Origin of the sequence: Curtobacterium sp. NPDC090217 (genome assembly GCF_044746705.1) — a bacterium.
Lineage (GTDB): Bacteria > Actinomycetota > Actinomycetes > Actinomycetales > Microbacteriaceae > Curtobacterium.
Genome location: NZ_JBIVCR010000001.1, coordinates 977,535 through 998,075, shown reverse-complemented (window position 1 = coordinate 998,075; position 20,541 = coordinate 977,535). Strand labels below are relative to the sequence as shown.

General features: G+C 71.6%; 19 protein-coding genes. 9 read left to right on the top strand and 10 right to left on the bottom strand.

The genetic code is table 11. From position 1 onward, the window contains the following. Window positions 1–13: 13 nt before the first annotated feature. The gene (locus tag ACIPJ2_RS05070) at window positions 14–688 is read right to left on the bottom strand and encodes a TetR/AcrR family transcriptional regulator (protein ID WP_281266601.1); all 675 of its coding nucleotides are present in this window, start codon (window positions 686–688) and stop codon (window positions 14–16) included. Window positions 689–854: 166 nt separating this feature from the next. Between ACIPJ2_RS05070 and ACIPJ2_RS05065 the strand changes: the two genes are divergently transcribed. Next, the gene (locus ACIPJ2_RS05065; RefSeq protein ID WP_281266600.1) at window positions 855–1,178 is read left to right on the top strand and encodes a hypothetical protein; all 324 of its coding nucleotides are present in this window, start codon (window positions 855–857) and stop codon (window positions 1,176–1,178) included. 140 nt (window positions 1,179–1,318) lie between these two features. On the opposite strand, the gene ACIPJ2_RS05060 is transcribed toward ACIPJ2_RS05065, so the two are convergent. The 5 genes from ACIPJ2_RS05060 to ACIPJ2_RS05040 form a co-directional block, all read right to left on the bottom strand. Next, window positions 1,319–2,230 carry an SDR family oxidoreductase gene (locus ACIPJ2_RS05060; RefSeq protein WP_281266599.1) on the bottom strand — a complete coding sequence of 304 codons (912 nt, stop codon included), beginning with the start codon at window positions 2,228–2,230 and terminating at the stop codon, window positions 1,319–1,321. Between the two features lie 122 nt (window positions 2,231–2,352). Further along, the gene (locus tag ACIPJ2_RS05055) at window positions 2,353–3,285 is read right to left on the bottom strand and encodes a PfkB family carbohydrate kinase (RefSeq protein ID WP_402727839.1); all 933 of its coding nucleotides are present in this window, start codon (window positions 3,283–3,285) and stop codon (window positions 2,353–2,355) included. Next, window positions 3,285–4,772 carry a cytosine permease gene (locus tag ACIPJ2_RS05050; RefSeq protein WP_281266597.1) on the bottom strand — a complete coding sequence of 496 codons (1,488 nt, stop codon included), beginning with the start codon at window positions 4,770–4,772 and terminating at the stop codon, window positions 3,285–3,287. Before ACIPJ2_RS05050 ends, ACIPJ2_RS05055 begins: the two co-directional genes overlap by 1 nt. A gap of 75 nt (window positions 4,773–4,847) precedes the next feature. Next, a complete protein-coding gene (locus tag ACIPJ2_RS05045; RefSeq protein ID WP_402727838.1) occupies window positions 4,848–5,894 on the bottom strand; it encodes an ADP-ribosylglycohydrolase family protein in 1,047 nt (348 codons plus the stop codon). Then, window positions 5,891–6,604, bottom strand: a complete 714-nt coding sequence (locus tag ACIPJ2_RS05040; RefSeq protein ID WP_402727837.1) for a GntR family transcriptional regulator — start codon at window positions 6,602–6,604, stop codon at window positions 5,891–5,893. Before ACIPJ2_RS05040 ends, ACIPJ2_RS05045 begins: the two co-directional genes overlap by 4 nt. A gap of 122 nt (window positions 6,605–6,726) precedes the next feature. Between ACIPJ2_RS05040 and ACIPJ2_RS05035 the strand changes: the two genes are divergently transcribed. Continuing rightward, on the top strand, window positions 6,727–7,440 hold the full coding sequence (locus ACIPJ2_RS05035) for a hypothetical protein (RefSeq protein WP_402727836.1): 714 nt from the start codon (window positions 6,727–6,729) through the stop codon (window positions 7,438–7,440). A gap of 9 nt (window positions 7,441–7,449) precedes the next feature. On the opposite strand, the gene ACIPJ2_RS05030 is transcribed toward ACIPJ2_RS05035, so the two are convergent. The 3 genes from ACIPJ2_RS05030 to ACIPJ2_RS05020 all read right to left on the bottom strand — a co-directional run bounded on the left by ACIPJ2_RS05030 (window position 7,450) and on the right by ACIPJ2_RS05020 (window position 11,228). Next, the gene (locus ACIPJ2_RS05030) at window positions 7,450–8,232 is read right to left on the bottom strand and encodes an endonuclease/exonuclease/phosphatase family protein (protein ID WP_402727835.1); all 783 of its coding nucleotides are present in this window, start codon (window positions 8,230–8,232) and stop codon (window positions 7,450–7,452) included. A gap of 10 nt (window positions 8,233–8,242) precedes the next feature. Continuing rightward, window positions 8,243–9,763 (bottom strand): LCP family protein, encoded by a 1,521-nt coding sequence (locus ACIPJ2_RS05025; protein ID WP_402727834.1) that lies wholly within the window; start codon window positions 9,761–9,763, stop codon window positions 8,243–8,245. A gap of 112 nt (window positions 9,764–9,875) precedes the next feature. Beyond that, on the bottom strand, window positions 9,876–11,228 hold the full coding sequence (locus ACIPJ2_RS05020; protein ID WP_402727833.1) for an MFS transporter: 1,353 nt from the start codon (window positions 11,226–11,228) through the stop codon (window positions 9,876–9,878). A gap of 108 nt (window positions 11,229–11,336) precedes the next feature. Here ACIPJ2_RS05020 and ACIPJ2_RS05015 point away from each other — a divergent pair, with 108 nt between their 5' ends. Both ACIPJ2_RS05015 and ACIPJ2_RS05010 read left to right on the top strand, forming a co-directional pair. Continuing rightward, on the top strand, window positions 11,337–13,577 hold the full coding sequence (locus ACIPJ2_RS05015) for an FAD-dependent oxidoreductase (RefSeq protein WP_402727832.1): 2,241 nt from the start codon (window positions 11,337–11,339) through the stop codon (window positions 13,575–13,577). 379 nt (window positions 13,578–13,956) lie between these two features. Next, window positions 13,957–14,733 carry an IclR family transcriptional regulator gene (locus tag ACIPJ2_RS05010; RefSeq protein ID WP_402727831.1) on the top strand — a complete coding sequence of 259 codons (777 nt, stop codon included), beginning with the start codon at window positions 13,957–13,959 and terminating at the stop codon, window positions 14,731–14,733. Window positions 14,734–14,875: 142 nt separating this feature from the next. On the opposite strand, the gene ACIPJ2_RS05005 is transcribed toward ACIPJ2_RS05010, so the two are convergent. Then, window positions 14,876–15,613: a GntR family transcriptional regulator gene (locus tag ACIPJ2_RS05005; protein ID WP_402727830.1), complete on the bottom strand. Its 738-nt coding sequence runs from the start codon at window positions 15,611–15,613 to the stop codon at window positions 14,876–14,878. 146 nt (window positions 15,614–15,759) lie between these two features. Between ACIPJ2_RS05005 and ACIPJ2_RS05000 the strand changes: the two genes are divergently transcribed. The 5 genes from ACIPJ2_RS05000 to ACIPJ2_RS04980 are packed head-to-tail and all read left to right on the top strand — an operon-like array spanning window position 15,760 to window position 20,495. Then, window positions 15,760–16,938: a TIGR03364 family FAD-dependent oxidoreductase gene (locus ACIPJ2_RS05000; RefSeq protein WP_402727829.1), complete on the top strand. Its 1,179-nt coding sequence runs from the start codon at window positions 15,760–15,762 to the stop codon at window positions 16,936–16,938. Then, window positions 16,935–17,648 (top strand): phosphonatase-like hydrolase, encoded by a 714-nt coding sequence (locus ACIPJ2_RS04995; protein WP_402727828.1) that lies wholly within the window; start codon window positions 16,935–16,937, stop codon window positions 17,646–17,648. Before ACIPJ2_RS05000 ends, ACIPJ2_RS04995 begins: the two co-directional genes overlap by 4 nt. After that, window positions 17,645–18,844 (top strand): ABC transporter ATP-binding protein, encoded by a 1,200-nt coding sequence (locus ACIPJ2_RS04990; protein ID WP_402727827.1) that lies wholly within the window; start codon window positions 17,645–17,647, stop codon window positions 18,842–18,844. The genes ACIPJ2_RS04995 and ACIPJ2_RS04990 overlap by 4 nt, the downstream gene beginning before the upstream one ends. Further along, a complete protein-coding gene (locus ACIPJ2_RS04985; RefSeq protein ID WP_402727826.1) occupies window positions 18,841–19,701 on the top strand; it encodes a 2-aminoethylphosphonate ABC transporter permease subunit in 861 nt (286 codons plus the stop codon). The genes ACIPJ2_RS04990 and ACIPJ2_RS04985 overlap by 4 nt, the downstream gene beginning before the upstream one ends. Beyond that, complete coding sequence (locus ACIPJ2_RS04980) at window positions 19,701–20,495, top strand: ABC transporter permease (protein ID WP_402727825.1); 795 nt, start codon at window positions 19,701–19,703, stop codon at window positions 20,493–20,495. Before ACIPJ2_RS04985 ends, ACIPJ2_RS04980 begins: the two co-directional genes overlap by 1 nt. Window positions 20,496–20,541 lie beyond the last annotated feature (46 nt).

Below are 20,541 nucleotides of genomic sequence, written 5' to 3'. Positions count from 1 at the left end.
TGACCGCGGCGGGCTAGATGTCCCAGCCGCCGTCCGACCACGTGGACAGCCGGCGCTGCGCCTGCGGCTCGTAGCGTTCCATCCAGCCGCGCTCCATCCGTGCGACCGCACGGTCGAACGCGGGCACCAGGTCGAGGTCGCTGCGCAGCAGGGCCTGCAGCTGGAGCCCCTCGTAGAGCGCGATGAGCTGCTCGGCGCCGCGGCGCGGGTCCATCGTGTGCGGGGCACGGCCGACGGCGACGTCGTGCTCCAGCCCGCGCCGGATCTGCGAGTAGAAGAGCTGGTAGCGCGAGCGGAGGTACGTCGACATCGGGTGCGCCGGGTTGCCCGCGACGGACAACAGGGCGACGAGGAGCCGCATCAGGGCCGGGTCCTCGGCGTTCGAGGCGACGATCGCACGGAGCAGCTCGACCGTGCTGCCGTCACCGACCTCGCGCGTGACCTCGTCCATGCGGCCGCCGTTCCAGCGGTCGAGTGCGGCGAGCACGAGACCGTCCCACGACGGGAAGTGTTGACGGAGCTCGGCGACACTGATGTCCAGGCGCTCGGCGACGGCCTCGGGACGGGCCTCGTGGAACGGGACGTCGCGGAGCAGGTCCACGGTCGCGCCGACGATGGTGATCCGCAGGTGCAGGGTCGCTGCTGCGGCTGCAGCTGCCTGGGTGTCCGCGCTGGTGTCCTCGAGCATCGTGCCCTCCGTCTGCGGACGTCCTGTCCGCACGTCCATCCAAACGGATTCCGGGGTGCGACAGAATCCCCGTTCCGGGGGTCGGCATGATGGGGGACAGAACGTCCAGGTGCTGGCGGTCACGGACTCCTGGCGGGTTCCCGGCGAGCTGTGTGACGATGCCGGGATGACCCCGAACGACCCCACCGCACAGGGCTTGGCGACCATGGCCTCCGCCGGCTTCGAGTTCGGCGGCGACGCCGATCAGGTCGCCCACGACGTCCGGGCGATGTGGGAGCAGGTCGGTCGGCCGGACGGCGCGTTCGAGGCGGCGGCTCAGGCGATCGCGGTGCTGCCGCAGCGTCCGGAGGTGCCCGTGGCCGACCAGGCCCGTCGTCGCAGGCTCGAGCGGGCGTTCGGCATCAACCCGGTCGAGGTCGAACTCGCGGCCGCACTGTCCGCGCGTGAGCTCCTCGAGCGCATGGCGAGGTCCTGCGGCGTCGCGAGCTGACCGGCTGGTAACTCGCCGGCTCGCCGCTCTGCGCACAACCGAAAGCACCCCGCGCCACGCGAACACGTGGTGCGGGGTGCTTCTGGTTGTGCGGGCGGCGGGCTCCTGGCCGGCCGAGCGCTGGCGCGAGCGCGGGCGCGCTACGGCGTCGGCATGCCGCCGTCGACGTGCAGCGTCTCGCCGACCACGTAGGACGACTCCCCGCTCGCGAGGAACACGTACGCCGGCGCGAGCTCGGCCGGCTGCCCCCAGCGCCCGAGGTACGTCTGCTCACCCGCGGTCGGCAGGGCCTCTGGCGGCTGCCCACCGGCGGGCTGCAGCGGCGTCCAGATCGGACCCGGCGCGACCGCGTTCACGCGGATGCCCTTGGGCGCGAGCTGCGCCGCGAGGCCCTTCGCCAGGTTGTTCACGGTCGACTTGGTCGCCGCGTAGTGCACCAGGTGCGGCGACGGCGCGTAGGCCTGGATCGAGGTCGTGTTGATGATCGTCGACCCCGGCTGCAGGTGCGGCACGGCGGCCTTCGTGATCCGGAACGTGGCGTAGACGTTCGTCTTGAAGGTTTCGTCGAACTCCTCGTCCGAGATGTCCTCGATCGAGGACACGTTCTGCTGCTTGCCGGCGTTGTTCACGAGGATGTCGAGCCCACCGAGCTCCTGCACGGCGGTCGCGACGAGCTCCTCGCAGAACGCGAGCGACGTGATGTCACCCGGGATAGCGACGGCCTTGCGGCCGGCGGCCTCGATGAGCGAGACGATCCGGTCGGCGTCCTCCTGCTCCTCCGGCAGGTAGCCGATCGCGACGTCGGCACCCTCGCGGGCGTAGGCGATCGCGACCGCCGCGCCGATCCCGGAGTCGCCGCCGGTGACGAGCGCCTTCCGGCCCTGCAGGCGTCCGGAGCCGCGGTACGTCTCCTCGCCGTGGTCGGCCGGGACGTTCTTCGCCATCTCCTCGTCGGTGCCAGCACCCTCGAGGTACTGCTCGTCGGGCTGCTTGTCGGCGTAGAGCTTCGTCGGGTCCTGCATCGTGTACTGGTCGATCTGCTGGTCCGTCATGCCGCCGACGGTACGCAGGCCGCCGTCAGGACCGCTCCAGGAGGCTGTCCCCCGATGCGCGCAGCGGCCAGGCCGGCGGGTGCTCGCCGGACGGGAGGCCCGGTGCGGCCCCGGCGGTCGGCCTACGCCGGGTGGGCGGCGAGGAACGCGTCGGTCTCGCCCCGGGTGGGCGCGGTCGCGGGACCGAGGCGCGAGACGGCGATCGCCGCCGCGGCGTTGGCACGCCGCACGGCGTCGAGGAGCGGCGCACCACGGGACAGCGCCGCGACCAGGACGCCACCGTGGGCGTCGCCGGCTCCGTTCGTGTCCACGGCTGCGACCGTGAACCCCGGCACCAGGACGGGCCCGTCGGGCAGCGAATCGTCCGCGATCCAGCACCCGGCCCCGCCGTCACGCACCAGCACCGCGCCCCGCGCGACCGCGGCCATGGCGGTGACCGCCTGCCGGAGGTCGGCCGATCCCGGGGACATGAGCCGGGCCTCCCGGGCGTTCGTGGACAGGACGTCGGTACGCGCCGTCACGGGCGCGACCACCTGCGGGTCCAGCGTCGCGACGAGTGGCGACGGGTCGAACACGACCCGTACCGATGCCGGGATCGTCGTGATCCAGGACGCGATCGCACGCCCGTTCACCGGGTGGGCGAGCCCGTACCCGGACACGAACAGGGTGTCGTCGTCTCGGAGTTCGACGCGGTCCAGCTCGGCGGTCCCGAGACGCCCCTCCGCGCCGACGCTCGTGACGAAGGTGCGCTCGGTCGAGGCGTCCACCAGCGCGACGCAGTACCCGCTGTCCTGGTCGGGAACCCCGGGCTGCAGGACCTCGACGTCGGCGGCGGCGAGCGCGGCGCGGACCACGTCGCCGAACGGGCCGGTGCCGTACTGCCCGGCGAACACGACCTCGAGGCCGTCACGCCGAGCGGCGACCATCGTGTTCAGGCCGCCACCGGCGGTGATGTCCGACGACGACGCGATCACGTCGCCACCGGGCTCCGGCAGTTCTCCGATGCGCATCACGATGTCGACGACGACGTTGCCGACGGAGACGAGCCGAGGCATCAGGCGTGCTCCGTCACGTGCATCGGCGCGGACTCGTCGACAGGCTCGTGGAGCACGCCCTTCGGGCCGCCCGTGAGCACGTACACGGCTGCGGCGACGAAGAAGGTGACGATCCAGCCGAGTCCGTTGGCGCCGATCCAGGTGCTCGAGAACGCGCCGACGAACACCGGGTCCGCGTCGCCGACCTGCACGCTCGTGAACAGGAAGCCGACGACGATCGCGACGGCCCACGCGATGACGGCACGCCATGCGATGCCGCCCGAGTACCAGTACCGGCCGCCGGCGCGGAGGTCGAGCAGGGCCACCGGGTCGTACCAGGTGCGACGGAGGATGTCGGCGATGAAGACGCCGAGCCAGGCGGTGATCGGCACGGCGAGCACCGAGATGAAGGTGATGAACGGCGCGTAGAAGCCGTCAGCGACGAGCATGAAGTACATCGCCCCGAGGAACGTGACCACGACGTCCACGGTGACCGCCCAGACCCGGGGGACCTTGATGCCGAGCGTGAGCGTCGTGAGGCTCGCCGAGTACACGGACAGGTGGTTCGAGAGGAGCAGCCCGCCGAACGCCGCGATGAGGTACGGCACCGCCATCCAGCCGGGCAGCAGGTCGCGGATCGCGGCGACGGGGTCGCCCGCCTGCGCCAGGGTCGGATCGCCGGCGGAGACCAGCGCGCCCAGGCCGACGAGCACGACGAGCGGGATGCCGGCACCGGCTGCGCTCGCGCTGACCAGCTTGGCGGCGCGGACGCTCGTCTTCGAGTAGCGGGCGATGTCGGCACCGGCGGTCGCCCACCCGATGCCGGTGCCGGCGGCGATGGTCCCGATGCCGATCACCATCGCGGCGACGGGCCCGGCGGGGGCGCTGCCGACGACGTGCCAGTCGACGCGGACGACCAGGAACACGGCGACGAAGACGTTCAGCGCGCCGAAGACCCATGTGGCCCACTTCTGCACGGCGACGATGAAGGCGTGTCCAAGGCCGGAGATGAGCACGGTCGCGACGACGAAGACCAGGATCGCGACGATCGTCAGGACCGGGTTGTGCTTCGCGTCCCCGTCCGTGCCGAAGAGGATCGTGAACAGCGACAGCAGCACGAAGGCCGCGGTCGTGGTGTTCACCGTCTCCCAGCCCAGGCGGGACAGCAGCGAGACGAACGTCGGGCCGATGTTGCCGCGGACGCCGAAGACCGCGCGGCTCAGGGTCAGGCCGGGTGCGCCACCACGGCGCCCGGCGATCGAGATCACACCGACCACGGCGAACGACCCCGCGGCGCCGATCACGGCGACGAGGAGCGCCTGCCAGATGTTCAGGTGCTGGAACGCCACCAGGGTCGCGCCGAGGGGCAGACCGAGGATGGAGATGTTGGCGGCGAACCACACCCAGAACAGCGCGCCGGCGTTCCCGGTGCGCTCGGCGGCGGGCACCGGTTCGATGCCGCGCTGCTCGATGCTGGTGAGGGTTCCCGAGCTCGGGGTGTCTGCCATGGTTCCTCTTACGTCGTCGGAAGGGCTTGGGGTGGGACCGGGCGGTGGCTCGTGGGGGATGCCACCGACCGGGGGCTAGGAGGTGCTGCTCGCGGTGCGGGCGCGGTCCACGCGCTCCACGCGGCTCGCGCGGAGCTGCAGCAGGGGGGTCACGACGTCGGCGAAGCGGATGTCGTTCACGGACTCGACCTGGTCGACGGTCTCGGGCGACCACGCGCCGGCACCGTGCACGGCGCCGAGCACCGCGCCGGCCATCGCGGCGATCGTGTCGGTGTCGCCACCGATGCTCGCCGCGGTGCAGAGCGTCTCCCACGGGTCGAGGTCGAGCGACACGAGGGCGAGCGCGGCGACGACGGACTCCTGACTGGCGACGCTCGTGCCGATCACGCCGTCGATGGCGGCGATCCGGTCGGACGACGGCACGGTCGGGAGCCACTCCCGGGCCCATGCGGTCTTGTCGGCGATCGACGCCCCGGCGATCCAGTGGCCCCGTCGCTCCCCGATCCGGGCGGCGGCGACCGCGACGTCCAGCGCCTCGGCGCGCGACGCTCCGTCGATCCCGGCGCTGACGGCAGCGGCGATCGCGGCCGCCCCGCCGATGCCGAGTCCGGTGTCGTGCGTGACCCTGGAGGCGTCTTGCACGGCGTCGACGAGCGCACCGAGGTCCTCAGCGGTCGTGGCGATGCCGACCGGTGTGATCCGCATCGCTGCACCGTTGGTGGTGCCCGTGGAACCGGCTTCGGACGCGGGGACACCGTCGAGGATGCGCTGCACCGCGGTCTTCGTGCTCGGGCCCAGCAGGTCGAGGGACCCCTTCGCCGCCATCCCGCGCTCCCAGTCGATGAGCGCCTCGGCGAACCGGGTCGGGTCGAGCCGGCCGTCGCCCTCGACGAGCAGCCGTGCGACGAGCACTGCCTGCTCGGTGTCGTCGGTGATGCTCGCGGCGGGCATGCCGTGCGCGATGCGCTGCCGGGGGCCGGCGTCGACGAACCCGGTGATGCGTCCGTGGTCCTCGCGGATCTCCCCGAGGGACATCGACTGCGTCGGCATGCCGAGGGCGTCACCGATCGCGAGGCCCCGGAAGGCAGCGAGCGCGTGGTCGGAGGTGGTCGTGCGGGTCATCGGGGGTCTCCTTGTCCGAAGCGCATGTGGATGCGGAAGCGCTCGGGGTCGAGCAGGCTGTCGACGGCCTCGACGAAGGCACCGCCCGCGGTGCGGGAGACCCGACGGCTGTGCAGGAAGGGGGTACCAGGGGTGCGGTCGAGCACCGCGGCCTCGGCGTCGTCGAGCGGGCGGACGTCGATCCACTGCTCCGCTCGCGCGGGGACGAGGCCGGCCGCCTCGATCGTCGCGCTCAACGACCCGTCCACGAGTCCGTCCTCGACCGCACGGTCGAGCCGGCCGATGCGCGGCACGACGCTGCGCTCGTAGGAGACGTGCGGCCCGTCGACCACGGAGCGCACCCGGTCCACGGCGACGAAGGCCGGTTCGGCGTCGACCAGGCTCGCGAGTTCGGCGTCCTCGATGCGTTCGATCCGCAGCGTCGACGCCCGGACCTCGGTGCCGCTCCCGGCGATGGACCGTGCCCACCCGGCACGCGGGTCGAGCGCCGCACCGTCGAAGGTGACGACCGAACCGATGCCGCCGTGGGTGGCGATGTACTCGTCGTCGGCGAGGTCGGCGAGCGCTGCACGGACGGTGCCGCGGCTGACCGCGAAGCGCTCGGCGAGGTCGTGCTCCCCCGGGAGTCGTTCGCCGGAGACGTACCGGCCCGTCGCGATCGCGTCGCGGAGGGCGTCGGCGACGAGGCGTCGCTTCGATGAGACGGGCATGACGGCGATGGTACATGTACAAGACCTGTCCAGTCCATCAGAAGGTCACGGTCCGGTTTCGGCCAGGCCCCGATTCGGTAACACACGTCGTGCAACGAGCTCGTCGGCCCTACCGTCGAATGGTGACCGCACGGACCCTGCTCGCGACCGGCGCCGTCGTGCTCGCCCTCGTGGCCGGCACCACGAGCGTCGATCTGACGACCGGTGCGGCCGCTGACGACCGGGCCGCAGCAGCAGAGGTGACACCGGCGACCACGCCGTCCCCGGTCTCGAACGCCAAGCTGAAGCGGGTCGACGGACTCGAGCTGGGCGCCGAGTCCATCACGCTCCGCCGTGGAGACCGCACCGTCGCCGTCGCGTCGATGCGGAACGGCTCCGCGACCGTCGAGCTCTTCGACCGCCTGTTCGGGACCCCGTCCCGCACCCTCACCGCCGAGGGTGACGGGGGACGATGCCTGCCGGCGGGGACGACCTACACGTGGGGTGGGTCGCTTCGCGTCGCCGCACTGTCCGAGCCGTCCGATCTCGGCAACTCGCTCGAGGTCCGCGTGCTCCGCGACGAGGTCCGTTCGCGCACGGGCGGCATCGTCGAGCTGAGCGGACCGGACGGCGTCCAGGTCGGCGACGACGTGTCGGACCTGATCGACGACGCCCCGAAGCGCGACCGCGAGTCCCTGGGGTCCGGGGACTCCGAAGCCTGGCAGCTGCTCCTCGCCGAGGGATGGGCTTCCGACCATCCGGGCGCGGGGACGAACGGCGTCTCGGCGTTGACCGACGGCACCACCGTGACCGTGATCGGGTCGCCGATGCCGGTCAACGCGACGAGGAGCTGCTGACCCGCCGGGTCACATCCGGATCGTCGCGACCACCGGGAAGTGGTCACTCGCGAACCAGGTCTCCGGACCATCGTGGTCGATCACGACGCGGTCCACCCCGGCCACGTCCTTCGTCAGGACCCAGTCGATCCGCTCCCCCGACTCCACCGGTGGCAGCCAGTCGTTGAACGTCGCGGTCCGGTCGTCCGGGTCGCCTGCGACCGTCCACGTGTCGACGTACCCACCGCCGGCGAAGACGCGCGACGCCGTCCCCGCACCGGCCGGTTCGTTGCAGTCCCCCGCCACGACGACGGGGCCGTCCACACCCGCGAGCCGCTCGACGATGAGCGCAGCACTCTTGCCGCGGACCTCGTCCCCGTGCTCGTTCGCCTCGTGGTCCAGGTGCGTGGTCAACAGGGTGAACGCTGCCCCGTCGACGTCCAGGAAGCGGACGTGGTTCGCGATGCGGGGGAACAGGCTGCCCCACGTGTTCGACACCGGCTCGTCCGGGGTGTCCGACAGCCAGAACGATCCGTCCTCGATCGGGCGGAGGCGGTCCTGTCGGAAGAAGACCGCGGCGTGCTCCCCAGCGCTGCCGCCCTCGCGCCCCTGTCCGACGGCCGTGTAGCCGCCGAGCCCCTGCCGGAGGTCGTCCATCTGGTGGTCGAAGGCCTCTTGCACGCACAGGACGTCCGGGTCGTGGCGCCGCACGATGTCGAGCAGGACGGGGAGCCTGGCCGGCCAGTCGTGCGCCGGATCCGGGTTCTTGATGTTGTAGGTCATCAGGGTGATCGGACGCGATGCGTTGTCCACACCCTCGAACCTAGTAGATGCAGGCGTCCGCCGAGCCGTAGTTGTGCACGGCGGTGGACGTCGGGCTCGGCTCGGACGACGATCCCGAGTCCGCCGAGCCGGAGTCCGACGACGCCTGGTCCGACGGGGACGCCGCGTCCGACGGCGCCGCCGGGTCGGCCGGCTGCTCGGCCGCGACCGCCGTCTTGCCGTCCGTGCCGAGGACGAGCGTCACGCCCTGCACCGAGGAGGTCTGCACGGCGACCGCGCCGGGGACCGCGGCGGCGACGGCCTTGGCCTGCGCTTCCATGCCCGCGGGGTACTGCACCATCGTCGTCGCGGTGGTGTCCGACGATCCCGGTGCGCCGACCTGGAACGACCGTCCGGCGAGCACCGTGGCGGCGGCACCTGCAGCGCCCGTCACGCCGCTGCCGTTGAGCACGGTCACCGCGACGCTCGCCGGGTCAGCCGCCGTGGCCTTCGTGTACGCCTCCGGCTGTCCGACGAGGCTCTGGACGAACGCGGGCATGCCGGCGGTGTCGACCTCCACGATCGACAGGGCGGAGCCGCCGACGTAGATCGTGGGGGTGCCGAGGATCGGGATCGTCGCCGACTTGATGTTCGCCGGCCGCAGGTTCCGCAGCTGGGTGGCGAGCGAGAGCATGTCGAGCCCCTGGTCGGTCTCGATGGACCCGCCGATGGCATCGATGATGTTCGTCGTCTTCACGGGGTTGAGCAGGGTGCCCGCCGACAGGATCTTCCGCGCTTCCTGCGACAGGAAGTACTGCTGACGGACCTGGCGGTCGAGGTCGCCGTTCGGCAGTCCGTGCCGCTGCCGCACGAACGACAGCGCCTGCTTGGCGTCGAGCTCGGACGTGCCGGCCGGCAGGTCGACGCCCGAGTAGCTGTCCTTGGCCGGCTCCTTGAGGCAGACCGAGACCGGTCCCAGTTGCTTGACGATCTCGTAGAACCCGAGCAGGGAGACGCGCACGTAGTGGTCGATCGACAGCCCGCTGAGCCCCTCGATCGTCTTGATGAGCAGCTGTGCACCGCCGGCGGCACCACCGCCGTTGAGGGTGCCGTAGTAGAAGGCACTGTTGAGCTTGCCCTTGCCGACGCCGGGGATCGCGACGTAGGAGTCGCGCGGGAACGAGATCATCGTCGCGTCCTTGCCGTCCGCGGAGATGTGCAACACGATCATCGTGTCGGTGTTCGTCGCACCGCCGTCCGACTCGGTGCTGAGTTCCGCCATCTGCTCGGGTGTGGCGTTGTCCGGCCGGTGGTCGTCCCCGACCAGCAGGATGTTCATCGCCTTGCCGTCGACGTCGTCCTTCTTGTCCGTCGAACCGGTGATCGCGTCGACCTTGGTGACGCTGGACGCCAGACGGTTGTACGCGTACGCCGCGTAGCCGCCGCCGAGCAGCAGGGCCATCGTGAGCACGCCGGCGACGGCGGGCAGCACCACGCCGAAACCGCGCTTCTGGCGGCCGTGCCGGGGCGGCACGGCGCCGCGTCCGCGGCGCACAGTCGTCTCATCGGGTTGCGAACTCACGTGAGCACGATAGCGGCGGACCGTGAGTCGAGCATGAAACCGCCCTGCAAAACGGCCTGGAGGCCCGTGGCACCCCCGCCACGGACCTCCAGACCGGCTCCGGGTCGCCGCCTCACTCCGGACGCAACGAGGCCTTGTTGGTCTCGCGGGCCCGCAGGACCGCGATACCGCTGATCAGCGCGGCGGCCATCACGTAGAAGGCCGGTGCGAACGTGTTGCCAGTGGAGGCGATCAGCCAGGTGGCGAAGTACGGGGTGATCCCACCGAAGACCGCCACGCTGATGTTGTAGGCGATGCCCATCGAGCCGTAGCGGATGTTCGTCGGGAAGAGCTCGGCCATCGCGGCACTCACGGCGCCGTCGAACGCGGCCATGAACAACCCGAGGAGCATCATCGCCCCGGCCGCCGCCCAGAAGTTGCCGACGTTCATGAGCATGAGCGTCGGGTAGGTCAACACGACGAACCCCGCGCAACCGGCCAGCATGACGGGCTTCCGGCCGATCTTGTCCGACAGCAGCCCGAAGAACGGCACCAGGGCGGCGATCACGATGAACCCGAGGACGACGGCACCGTAGGACACCAGCGGGGAGTACCCGAGGTCGGTCTGCAGGTAGGACGGCATGAACGTCTGCAGGATCCAGTGCCCGACGGCCTTGATCACGACGAACCCGACGCAGAACAGCAGCGCCTTCCACGAGCTGCGGATCGAGCGGCGCAGCGGGTTCGCCGCGACCTCGCCCTTCGCCTTGAGCGCCCGGAACTCCGGGGTGTCCTCGAGCTTCGTGCGGAGGTAGAGCCCGACGAGACCGAGCGGCACGGCGATCAGGAAGAGGACTCGCCAACCCCACGACCCGAGTGCGTCCCCGCCGGCGATCGCGGTGAAGAGGAACACCAGGCCGCCGCCGACGATGAAGGCGACGAACCCGAAGACGTCGATGAAGCTCGTGACGAACCCGCGCCGGTTCGACGGGGCGTACTCCGCCAGCAGCGTCGTCGCCCCCGCTCCCTCGCCACCGGCCGCGAAGCCCTGCACGAGTCGCACGACGACGAGCAGCAGCGGTGCCCACAGTCCGACGTTCTCGTACGTCGGCAGGATGCCCATCAGCGCGGTCGCGCCGCTCGTGATGAGGATGACCGTGGCGAGCGTCGTCTTGCGGCCGACCCGGTCGCCGAGCGATCCCCAGAAGAGCCCGCCGAGCGGACGCATCACGAACCCGGCGCCGAACACGGCGAACGCCGACAGCAGTGCGACCTGCGGATCACCCTGCTTGAAGAAGTGCACGGAGATGACCGTCGCGAGCGTGCCGTAGAGGCCGAAGTCGAACCACTCGACGAAGTGGCCGACACCGGCGGCGACGATGACCTTCCGCATGCCGGTGCGACGAGCGTCGTCACCCAGCGCGGCGTTCAGGTCTGGGGTGGTGGCAGCGTCCGGCGCTGCGGGCGCTCGGGTTACGTCGCTCATGTGGGAACCTCACACTTCGTTGTCGAGAGTTGCTTGACCATAGCATCGGCCGGGCATATTTTGCCACACAGTGGGAAAGAAACGCCAATGGGTGATACGTTCGCTGCCATGCAGTCCCGGAAACAGCACCACGACGTCGTGGTCGTCGGCGGCGGTCTCGCCGGTGTGAGCGCCGCCGTCGCCGCCGCCCGCCTCGGCTCCAGCGTCGCCCTCGTCACCAACCGTCCCGTCCTCGGCGGGAACTCATCGAGCGAGATCCGCGTGTGGGTCGTCGGCGCCACCGCCCACGGCACGCAGCGGTTCGCCCGCGAGACCGGGATCATGGGTGAGCTGTTCCTCGAGAACCAGTACCGGAACCCGCAGGGCAACGCGATCTACTGGGACCAGGTCGTGCTCGACCTCGTCCGCGCCGAGCCGAACGTGCACCTGCACCTCAACACCGACGTCCGCACGGTCACGACGTCCGACGACGAGGGGGCGCACCGGATCACGAGCGTCACCGGGTGGACCATGGGCAGCGAGATCGAGACGACCTTCACCGCGCCGGTGTTCCTCGACTGCACGGGCGACGGGCTCGTCGGCGCCCTCGCCGGCGCCGAGTACCGCATCGGCCGCGAAGGGCGCGACGAGTACGGCGAGGACTGGGGACCGGAGCAGGCCGACGACGAGCTCCTCGGCAGCTCGATCTTCTTCTCCACGCACGACACCGGGAAGCCCGAGAAGTTCGTCGCACCGTCCATCGCCGTCGACCTGTCGACGACCCCGATCCTCGTGAACCGCGCCATCAAGACGGGCGACAACGGCTGCAACTACTGGTGGATCGAGTGGGGCGGCGAGCTCGACACCGTGACCGACAACGAACACATCCGCGACGAACTCTGGGGTGTCGTCTACGGCATCTGGGACCACATCAAGAACTCCGGGCAGTTCGACGCCGACACCCTGACGCTCGACTGGGTCGGCGCGATCCCCGGCAAGCGCGAGTACCGGCGGTTCGTGGGCGACCACACCCTCACGCAGCACGACCTGCTGTCGCAGCGGACCTTCCCCGACACCGTCGCGTTCGGCGGCTGGTCGATCGACCTGCACCCCGTTGAGGGTGTCTACGCGGAGACGGCCGGCGCCCAGCAGCGCTACACCGACGGCACGTACGACATCCCGTTCCGCTCCCTCTACTCGGCGAACGTCGCGAACCTGCTCTTCGCCGGCCGGAACATCTCCGCGTCGCACATCGCCTTCGGGTCGACGCGGGTGATGGCCACGTGCTCCGCCCAGGGACAGGCCGCCGGGACCGCCGCACACCTCGTGGCGCGGCACGGGACGACGCCGCGGGAGCTCGGCACCGACCACGTCGCGATGCTCCAGCAGACGCTCCTCCGCGAGGACGCCCCGCTCATCGGCGTCCGGGCGATCGACGGCGCCGACCTGGCACGCAGCGCTCGCGTCTCGGCGAGCTCGGAGCTGACCACGATCGACACCACGCCCTGGCTCAGCAAGGAGACCTTCGCCCTCGACCGGGACGCCGCGATCGTCCTCCCGGTGGACCCGACGCTCGGCACGATCGCCATCCGCACCGCAGCCGACCACGCCACCGACCTGACCGTCGAGCTCTGGACCACCGGCAAGCCACAGAACTACGCCCCGATCGTCCACGTCGCCACGCACGCGGCGAACGTGCCCGCCGGTGTCGGCGACGCGGTGGTCGACCTCGCGTTCACGCCGGACGAGCCGTGCAACGCGGTCGTCGTCGTCCGGGCAGCCCCCGGCGTCCGCCTCTTCCGGACGACCGCCCACCCGTACGGCGTGATGGCGCTCCGAGCCCGATCCGCCGAGGACGAGGCGTTCGACGACCACATCCCCGAGGAGGCCGACCAACCGGTCACCGACTGGGAGGCCCGCGCCCTGCGCGGAACCGGCTTCGCGTTCAGCGTGAGCGGCGAGACGGACGCGTGGCGAGCCTCCAGGGTGGTGGACGGCTACCAGCGTCCCTTCGGCGGCCCGCACATGTGGTCGTCCGACGCGGTCGGTACGGCAGCGCTGACGCTCGACTGGGCGGAGCCAGTCGACATCCACCAGGTCCGCATCGTCTGGAACGACGACGTCGACGCGGACCTCATCAACCTGCACCACCACCGCACGCACTGGGACGCCGTCCCGGATCTCGCTCGCGACTACCGGATCGAGGCGTGCGTCGACGGCGACTGGCGCACGGTGGCGGAGGTGGAGGCCAACCGCCACCGGCACCGCGTCCACGACGTCGAGCCGGTCCGCACGTCGTCGCTGCGCGTCGTCGTGACCGCGACCAACGGCTCGCCGTTCGTGACGGCGAGCGCCATGAAGGTGTCCTGACCACCAGCTCCACCGCATGTGGAATACGCGGATCCGGCTGCGGCGAGGACGTACGCTGACGCCGGGTCCGCGTCACCGCCGGGGCGCGGCCCGGGCAGAGTTGAAGCCCATCACCGCGCCAACGATGATGGGCTTCGGTCGGCCCTCCGAGTGGATGGCCAAGGGACAACCAGCGTCCCGAGCTCACAAACTCGGACCATTGTAGCCCGCCCCACCCGGCGAGCTGCGAACCCCTTGGCCTGCGCTTCTCATGTCCGCCGGCGGCTTGCTCGTGAACCTCACCAGACTCCTCGTCGACCTGTGGCGCAAGGGCTGAGAACCCAGGGCACCCCGCGTCGGGATCGACGCGGGGTGCCCGTCCGACCAGCAGAATGGGCACATGGCCACCACCCCTCCGAACCAGAGCATCGAACGCGCCGCGGCGGTCCTCGGTGCGCTCGGCGCCTCCGAGAACGGGAGCGTCCGCGCGTCGGACATCGCCAGGGCCATCGGGCTCGGGACGTCGACGACCGGTCGGCTCCTCGCGACGCTGGAGTCGCTCGAGTACGTGCGCCGCGACCCGGAGACGCAGGGCTACTCCGTCGGGCGGGCCGTGCTCGAGCTCGCGAGCCAGGGCCTGAACCACAACCCGGTCCACCGCGAGTCCCGTGCAGCGGCACAGGAGCTCGCGCACCGCATCGGCCTGACCGCCAATGTCGGCGTCCTCGACGACGCGTGGGCGATCTACCTCTGTCACTTCGAGGGATCGCTCGCGCCCAAGTCGCACACGATGATCGGCATGCGGCAACCCCTGCACGCGTCGGCGCTCGGCAAGGCCCTGATGCTCGACCTGACCGAGGCGCGGCGACGGGCGCTGCTCCCGGAACTCCCCCGCTACACCGACCACACCATCACGACGCACGACGCCCTGACCACGGACCTCGCGGCGTCGGCATCGCGTGGGTGGTGCGTCGAGAACCAGGAGCTCGCGCTCGGTCGGTTCTGCATCGCGGCGCCGATCCGGAACGCCTCCGGTCGGATCGCCGCAGCGCTGTCGATCTCCGGCCGGGTCACGCAGCTCCGCGACCGCGACATGGACTCCCTCGCCGAGGACCTCATCGAGGTGGCCGACCGGATCAGTGTCGGGCTGGGGATGATCAGCGCCGTCGCACACTGACCGCGACCGCGTTCGTCCCGGCATGGACACGGCGTCGCGCCTCCGCACGAACATCGCGCCCCGTCGTGACCGGGTGCAGTGTTCGTGACGGGGTGCGGTCCGCCGGCCACCACCCCGGCACGGAGGCACAGCGCCCCGTGGGTCAGGAACGGGGCTGCATGAAGGACGGGTTGCCCGCGGCGGCGACGGTGAACCGGACGACGTCGCTCCGGTAGCGGTCGTCGGAGCACTCGAACGCGCGTCCGTCGTCACCGACGGTGGTGCGCCGGACGCGGAGGATCGGGGACCCGAGCTGGACCTCCATGAGCCGTGCGTCGAGGTCGTCCGCCGCGACGGCGTCGATCTCGTGCGTGACGTCCGCGAACCGGTGGCCCTTCGTCGCGAGGAACGCCGTGATCGACTCCTCGTCGATCTCCTGGAACTCGAACAGCAGCCGGCCGACGGGCTCGATGAACGTGGAGCGCTCGACCATCGCAGGACGCCCGTCGAGCGTGCGCATCCGGATGACGTCGACGACCCGGTCCCCGACCTCGATCCCGAGCGCGGCGGCCTGGTGCTCGTCGGCACGCCGCACCGCGAGCTCCTCGGTCCGCCCGCCCGGTGTCCGGTGGAACGACCGCGCCCAGGCGGTGAACGGCGTGTACACGTCGGCGCGCTGCTGCACCTGCCGCGTCCGCACGCGTGAGGGACGTCCACGCGTCGACTCGATCAGCCCCTCGTTCCGCAGCTCGGCGAGCGCGTTGCGGACCGGGCCGCGTGACGTGTTCCACTGCACCGCGAGGTCACCCTCGGTCGGGACGTCGTCCCCCGGTGCGAGGTCTCCGTCGAGGATCCTGGCACGCAGGGAGTCCGCGATCTGCTGGTACACGAAGTCGGCCACGTGTCGATCGTAGAGACGCCAACCCGCGAGGATCGCTCGGCGCACCGCCCCGGACGGCGAGAGTTGTATTGCGAACTGGTGAACAGAGCATGACGATCCCGTAGTTGTATACCCATGTGGCGTGATCGTGTGGAATCGTCCTAGACATGTCCACCACGTCCCACCACGACGTCGCGATCGTCGGCGCCGGCATCGTCGGGCTCGCCCACGCCTGGGAAGCCCACCGCCGGGGCCTCCGTGTCGTCGTCGTCGACGCCGCAGCCGGCCCGCACGGCGCCTCCGTCCGGAACTTCGGCCACGCCTGCATCACCCCGCAGACCGGGGCGGCCGCGGTGTTCGCGAACGAGGCGCGCGGCCGCTGGCTCGAGCTCGCGGTCCGCGCCGGCTTCACGGCCCGCGAGACCGGCACGCTGGTCGTCGCCCGCCGGCCGGAAGAGCTGGCGGTCGTCGAGGAGTTCGCGGCCGCCACCCGCGGTCCGGTCGAGCTGCTCACCGCCACCGCTGCCACCGCCCGCATCCCGGTCGCCCCGGACGAGGTCGTCGGCGGGGCGTTCCTCCCGGCCGACCTGCAGGTGGACCCGCGCACCGCGACGCCCGCGATCGCCGCGTTCCTGGCGGCCGAGGGCGTCGACTTCCGCTGGCGCACCAGCGCGACCGGCGTGACCAGCGGGACCCTCGCCACCACCCGCGGCGACATCGCCGCAGCGACCGTCGTCGTCGCCACGAACCACGACCTCGACCGCCTGTTCCCGGAGATCGCCGAGCGCGCCCGCCTGGTGCGCTGCCGACTGCACATGCTCCGGGCGACGCCGGCGCTCCGGGCACCCCTCGTCGCCCCGCTCTTCACCGGCTGGTCGCTGCTCCGCTACTCGGGCTTCGCGACCCAGCCGAGCGCCGACGCACTGCGTGATCGGCTGCAGCGGGAGATGCCGGAGGGGGTCGCGCTCGACCTCAACCAGATGGTCACGCAGCACGTCGACGGGTCGCTCATCCTCGGCGACACCCACGAGCGCGGGATCGATGCGACGCCGTTCGAGTCCGAAGCCGGGTTCGACCTGGTCATCCGCGAGACGAAGCGGCTGTTCGGCGTCGAGGACGTCCCGGTCGTCGAGCGCTGGCAGGGCGTCTACGCCTCGTCGCCCGACCGCGAGTTCGTCATCGAGCAGCCGGAGCCGGGTGTGCACGTCGTCACCGTCGCGAGCGGGATCGGCATGACGACCGGACTCGGCATCGCCCCCTTCACCTTCGACGGCACCGCCGCCGACATCGCGGCGGGGACCCTGCCGTCGAGCCCCGTCACGACCACCCTCCAGGAGACCCGATGACCATCGACACCCCCATCACGCTCGTCGTCCTCGACATGGCCGGCACGACCGTCAGCGACGACGGCACCGTCGAGCGCGCCTTCCTCGCCGCTGACGCCGCCGTCGGGCTCGCCGCCGACGACGCCGGCCGCCGGGACATGCTGCAGTACGTCCGCGACACCATGGGCTACTCGAAGATCGTGGTGTTCCGGCACCTGGCGAACGGTGACGAGGACCTCGCCCGGCGCGCGAACGCCGCGTTCGAGTCCGCGTACCGCGAGATCGTCGCGTCCGGCGGGTGCGAGCCGATCCTCGGCGCGGCCGACACGATCCACGCGCTGCGCGCCGCCGGTGTCCGAACGGCCTTCACCACCGGGTTCTCCGCCGAGACGCAGGAGGCACTGCTCGCGTCGCTCGGCTGGACCGACATCGTCGACGTGGTGCTGACGCCGGCGGACGCCGGTCGCGGCCGCCCGTTCCCGGACATGCCCCTCACCGCGCTGATCCGCACGGAGACCGAGTCCGTGCAGCAGATGGTGGTCGTCGGTGACACCGCGAACGACGTCCTGTCGGGCGTCCGGTCCGGCGCAGCAGCCTCCGTCGGGGTCCTGACGGGCGCGCACGACGAGGCAGCCCTCCGCGCCGCGGGGGCCACGCACGTGCTCGCGTCGATCGCGGACCTCCCGTCCCTGCTCGGCTTGGCCGTCCCGGCCGTCCTGGAGGCACGGTGAGCGCCGACCGCCCGGCTCGCCTCGCCGAGACGGACGGGTCCACCGCCCACGGCATCGAGTTCCGGGACGTCACGGTCCGCGGCGACGACGGCCGGGTGATCCTCGACTCGCTGACGATGGCCGTCCCGCGCGGCGAGATCGTCGCCCTGCTCGGCCCGTCCGGTGCCGGCAAGACCACCGCGCTGCGCGCCGTCGCGGGGTTCCAGGCGCCGGCGTCGGGGCAGGTGCTCCTCGGCGGCCGGGACGTCACGTCGGTCGCACCCCGCGACCGCGGCATCGGGATGGTCGTGCAGAGCTACGCCCTGTTCCCGCACATGTCCGTCGCGCAGAACGTCGCGTACGGGCTCCGGTCACGAGGGGTCCGTCGCCGCGACACCACCGAGCGCGTCCGCGAGGCGCTGGCGATGGTCGGGATGGCGTCGTTCGCGGACCGTCGTCCCTCGTCGCTCTCCGGCGGGCAGCAGCAGCGCGTGGCCATCGCCCGCGCGCTCGCGCCCCGGCCAGCGGTCCTGCTGCTCGACGAACCGCTCTCGGCCCTCGACGCGCAGCTCCGCTCGGGGATGCTCGCCGAACTCGCACGGCTGCACCGGGAGCTCCCGGACGTCACGATGCTCTACGTCACGCACGGGCAGAACGAGGCGCTCGCGCTGGCTGACCGCATCGCCGTGATGGCCGACGCCCGGCTCGTCGAGTACGGCGCGTCGGAGAGCCTCTACCGCGACCCGGAGTACGCATTCACCGCCCGGTTCCTCGGGGCGTCGAACGTCCTCGAGGGCACGGTCGCCGGGGACCACGAGGTCCTCGTCCACGGGGCCCCGTCCGCGCTCCGGCTCGTCGAGCCCGTCCGCGGCGGCTCCACCGTCCGCCTGTCGGTCCGCCCCCACCGCGTCCGGCTGCTGTGCGGCGACGAACACGGCACGAACGAGCTCGCGGTGACGGTGACTGACGTGCAGTGGCGCGGGGCGACCCACCACGTCACCGGGACGATCGGCACGCAGTCGTTCGCCGCCGAGCTCCTCGAGCTCAGCGTGCCGCCGACCGTCGGTTCGACGGTGCGGTTCGGCTTCGAGCCGCACGACGTGGTGGTCGTCCGCGACCCGGCCACGGCCATGCGACCCGACCACGGGACTGCGGAAGCGGCCGTGCCCGGGTCGAGCCGAGCCTCCCGGCACACCCTCGCCAGGAGCATGCCGTGACCGCCGTCATCGGCGCACCACCCGCCATGCCACGGCCCCGCAACCGGGTCGCCGGTCCGGCCGTGGCAGCGCTCCTTCCGCTCGCCGTCCTGCTGGTCCTGGGCGTGTACCCACTCGTCCTGCTGCTGTCGAACGCGGTGCACGACGACCTCGGGACCGTCGACCTGGCGAGGTGGAGCGAGCTCTTCGGCAACCCGGTGTTCCTCGACGTGATCTGGACCACCGTCCGGATCGGCGTACTGACGACCATCGGCTGCGTCGCCCTCGGCACGTTCCTGGCACTCGTCATCGCCTTCGTGCCGTTCCCCGGGACCGGCTTCGTCGTCGGGGCGCTCAACGTCGCGGTGTCGTTCCCCTCGTTCCTCATCACGCTCGCGCTGGTGTTCGTCTGGGGCGACGTCGGCGTCGTCAACGGCGGCCTCGCGGCGATCGGCCTCGGACCGGTGCACCTGCTCGACGGACAGTGGGGCGTCGTCCTCGCCGAGGTCGTGTACTTCACGCCCTTCGTGCTCCGCCCGGTGCTCGGCGCACTCGAGAACGTCGACCGTCGCCAGGTGGAGGTCGCCGAGTCGCTCGGGGCCGGGCCGTGGCGGATCATGAGGACCGTCGTGCTGCCCGAGGTGCTGCCGGCGATCGCCGCGGGCGGGGCGCTCGTGCTCATGTACTCGCTCAACGAGTTCGGGATCGTCCTGTTCACGGGGGCGAAGGACGTGCAGACCCTGCCGACCCTGGTGTACAGCCAGGCGATCGGCCGCGGCGAGTACCAGACCGCCGCCATCGCCGCGGTCGTCAACGTCGCCGTCTCGATCGGGCTGTACCTGGTCGCACGGCGCGTGACGCGGGCGGGGGTGCGCTGATGCTGGTCCGCAGCGCTGCCGTCCGCCGCACCGTACAGGCCATCGCGATCGCCCTGCTGCTCACCGTGTTCGCGCTGCCGTTCGGCGCCGTGCTGCTCGGTTCGCTCGCGTCGTCGTGGTCGGGGGCGCTCCCGTCCGGGATCACGCTCGGCAACTTCGTGGCGGTCTTCGGGGAGTCCGGCACGCTCGGCGCGGTCGGGGCGTCGCTCGCCACCGCCGTGGTCGCCACCCTGGTCGCGATCGCGCTCGCCACCTCGGCCGCGCTCGGTGCCCGTGCACTCCCCCGACTCCGCCCGGTCGTCGACGCCGCGTTCCTGCTGCCCGTCGCCGTGCCGTCGGTGGCGATCGGGCTCGCGATCCTCATCGCGTTCTCGACCGGCCCCGTCCCGCTGAACGGCACCGTGTGGATCGTCCTCGTCGCCCACGTGGTGCTCGTCAGCGCCATCGCCCACCAGCCGATCGCCGCGGCGGTCGCACGGCTCGACCGACGCTACGAGGAGTCGGCCGCGGCACTCGGGGCATCCGGGATCCGGGTGCTCGTGACCGTGGTGCTCCCGCAGCTCCGCCCGGCGCTCATCGCCGCCGCCGCGCTCTGCACGGCGCTGTCGATGGGTGAACTGACCGCCGTGATGATGGTCGCGCCGCCGACCTGGCGCACGCTGCCGCTGCAGGTCTTCTCGATGACGAGCCGCGGCATCCACCTGTACGAGGGCGCGGCCCTGGCCGTCGTGCTCATGGGCATCACGCTCGTCGTGCTGCTCGGCCTCGGCCGCCTCGCGCGCCGGGCCGCCTGACCCCCGCCCGACCCACCGCATCCGCCATCGCATCCGCCCCACATCC

Coding starts and splice junctions, on each gene's coding strand:
- ACIPJ2_RS04995 (WP_402727828.1), top strand. CDS start 16,935: ATGACCATCGACACCCCCATCACGCTCGTCGTCCTCGACATGGCCGGC.
- ACIPJ2_RS05065 (WP_281266600.1), top strand. CDS start 855: ATGACCCCGAACGACCCCACCGCACAGGGCTTGGCGACCATGGCCTCC.
- ACIPJ2_RS05060 (WP_281266599.1), bottom strand. CDS start 2,230: ATGACGGACCAGCAGATCGACCAGTACACGATGCAGGACCCGACGAAG.
- ACIPJ2_RS05045 (WP_402727838.1), bottom strand. CDS start 5,894: ATGACCCGCACGACCACCTCCGACCACGCGCTCGCTGCCTTCCGGGGC.
- ACIPJ2_RS05010 (WP_402727831.1), top strand. CDS start 13,957: ATGGCCACCACCCCTCCGAACCAGAGCATCGAACGCGCCGCGGCGGTC.
- ACIPJ2_RS05050 (WP_281266597.1), bottom strand. CDS start 4,772: ATGGCAGACACCCCGAGCTCGGGAACCCTCACCAGCATCGAGCAGCGC.
- ACIPJ2_RS05055 (WP_402727839.1), bottom strand. CDS start 3,285: ATGCCTCGGCTCGTCTCCGTCGGCAACGTCGTCGTCGACATCGTGATG.
- ACIPJ2_RS05000 (WP_402727829.1), top strand. CDS start 15,760: ATGTCCACCACGTCCCACCACGACGTCGCGATCGTCGGCGCCGGCATC.
- ACIPJ2_RS04980 (WP_402727825.1), top strand. CDS start 19,701: ATGCTGGTCCGCAGCGCTGCCGTCCGCCGCACCGTACAGGCCATCGCG.
- ACIPJ2_RS05015 (WP_402727832.1), top strand. CDS start 11,337: ATGCAGTCCCGGAAACAGCACCACGACGTCGTGGTCGTCGGCGGCGGT.
- ACIPJ2_RS05020 (WP_402727833.1), bottom strand. CDS start 11,228: ATGAGCGACGTAACCCGAGCGCCCGCAGCGCCGGACGCTGCCACCACC.
- ACIPJ2_RS05070 (WP_281266601.1), bottom strand. CDS start 688: ATGCTCGAGGACACCAGCGCGGACACCCAGGCAGCTGCAGCCGCAGCA.
- ACIPJ2_RS05040 (WP_402727837.1), bottom strand. CDS start 6,604: ATGCCCGTCTCATCGAAGCGACGCCTCGTCGCCGACGCCCTCCGCGAC.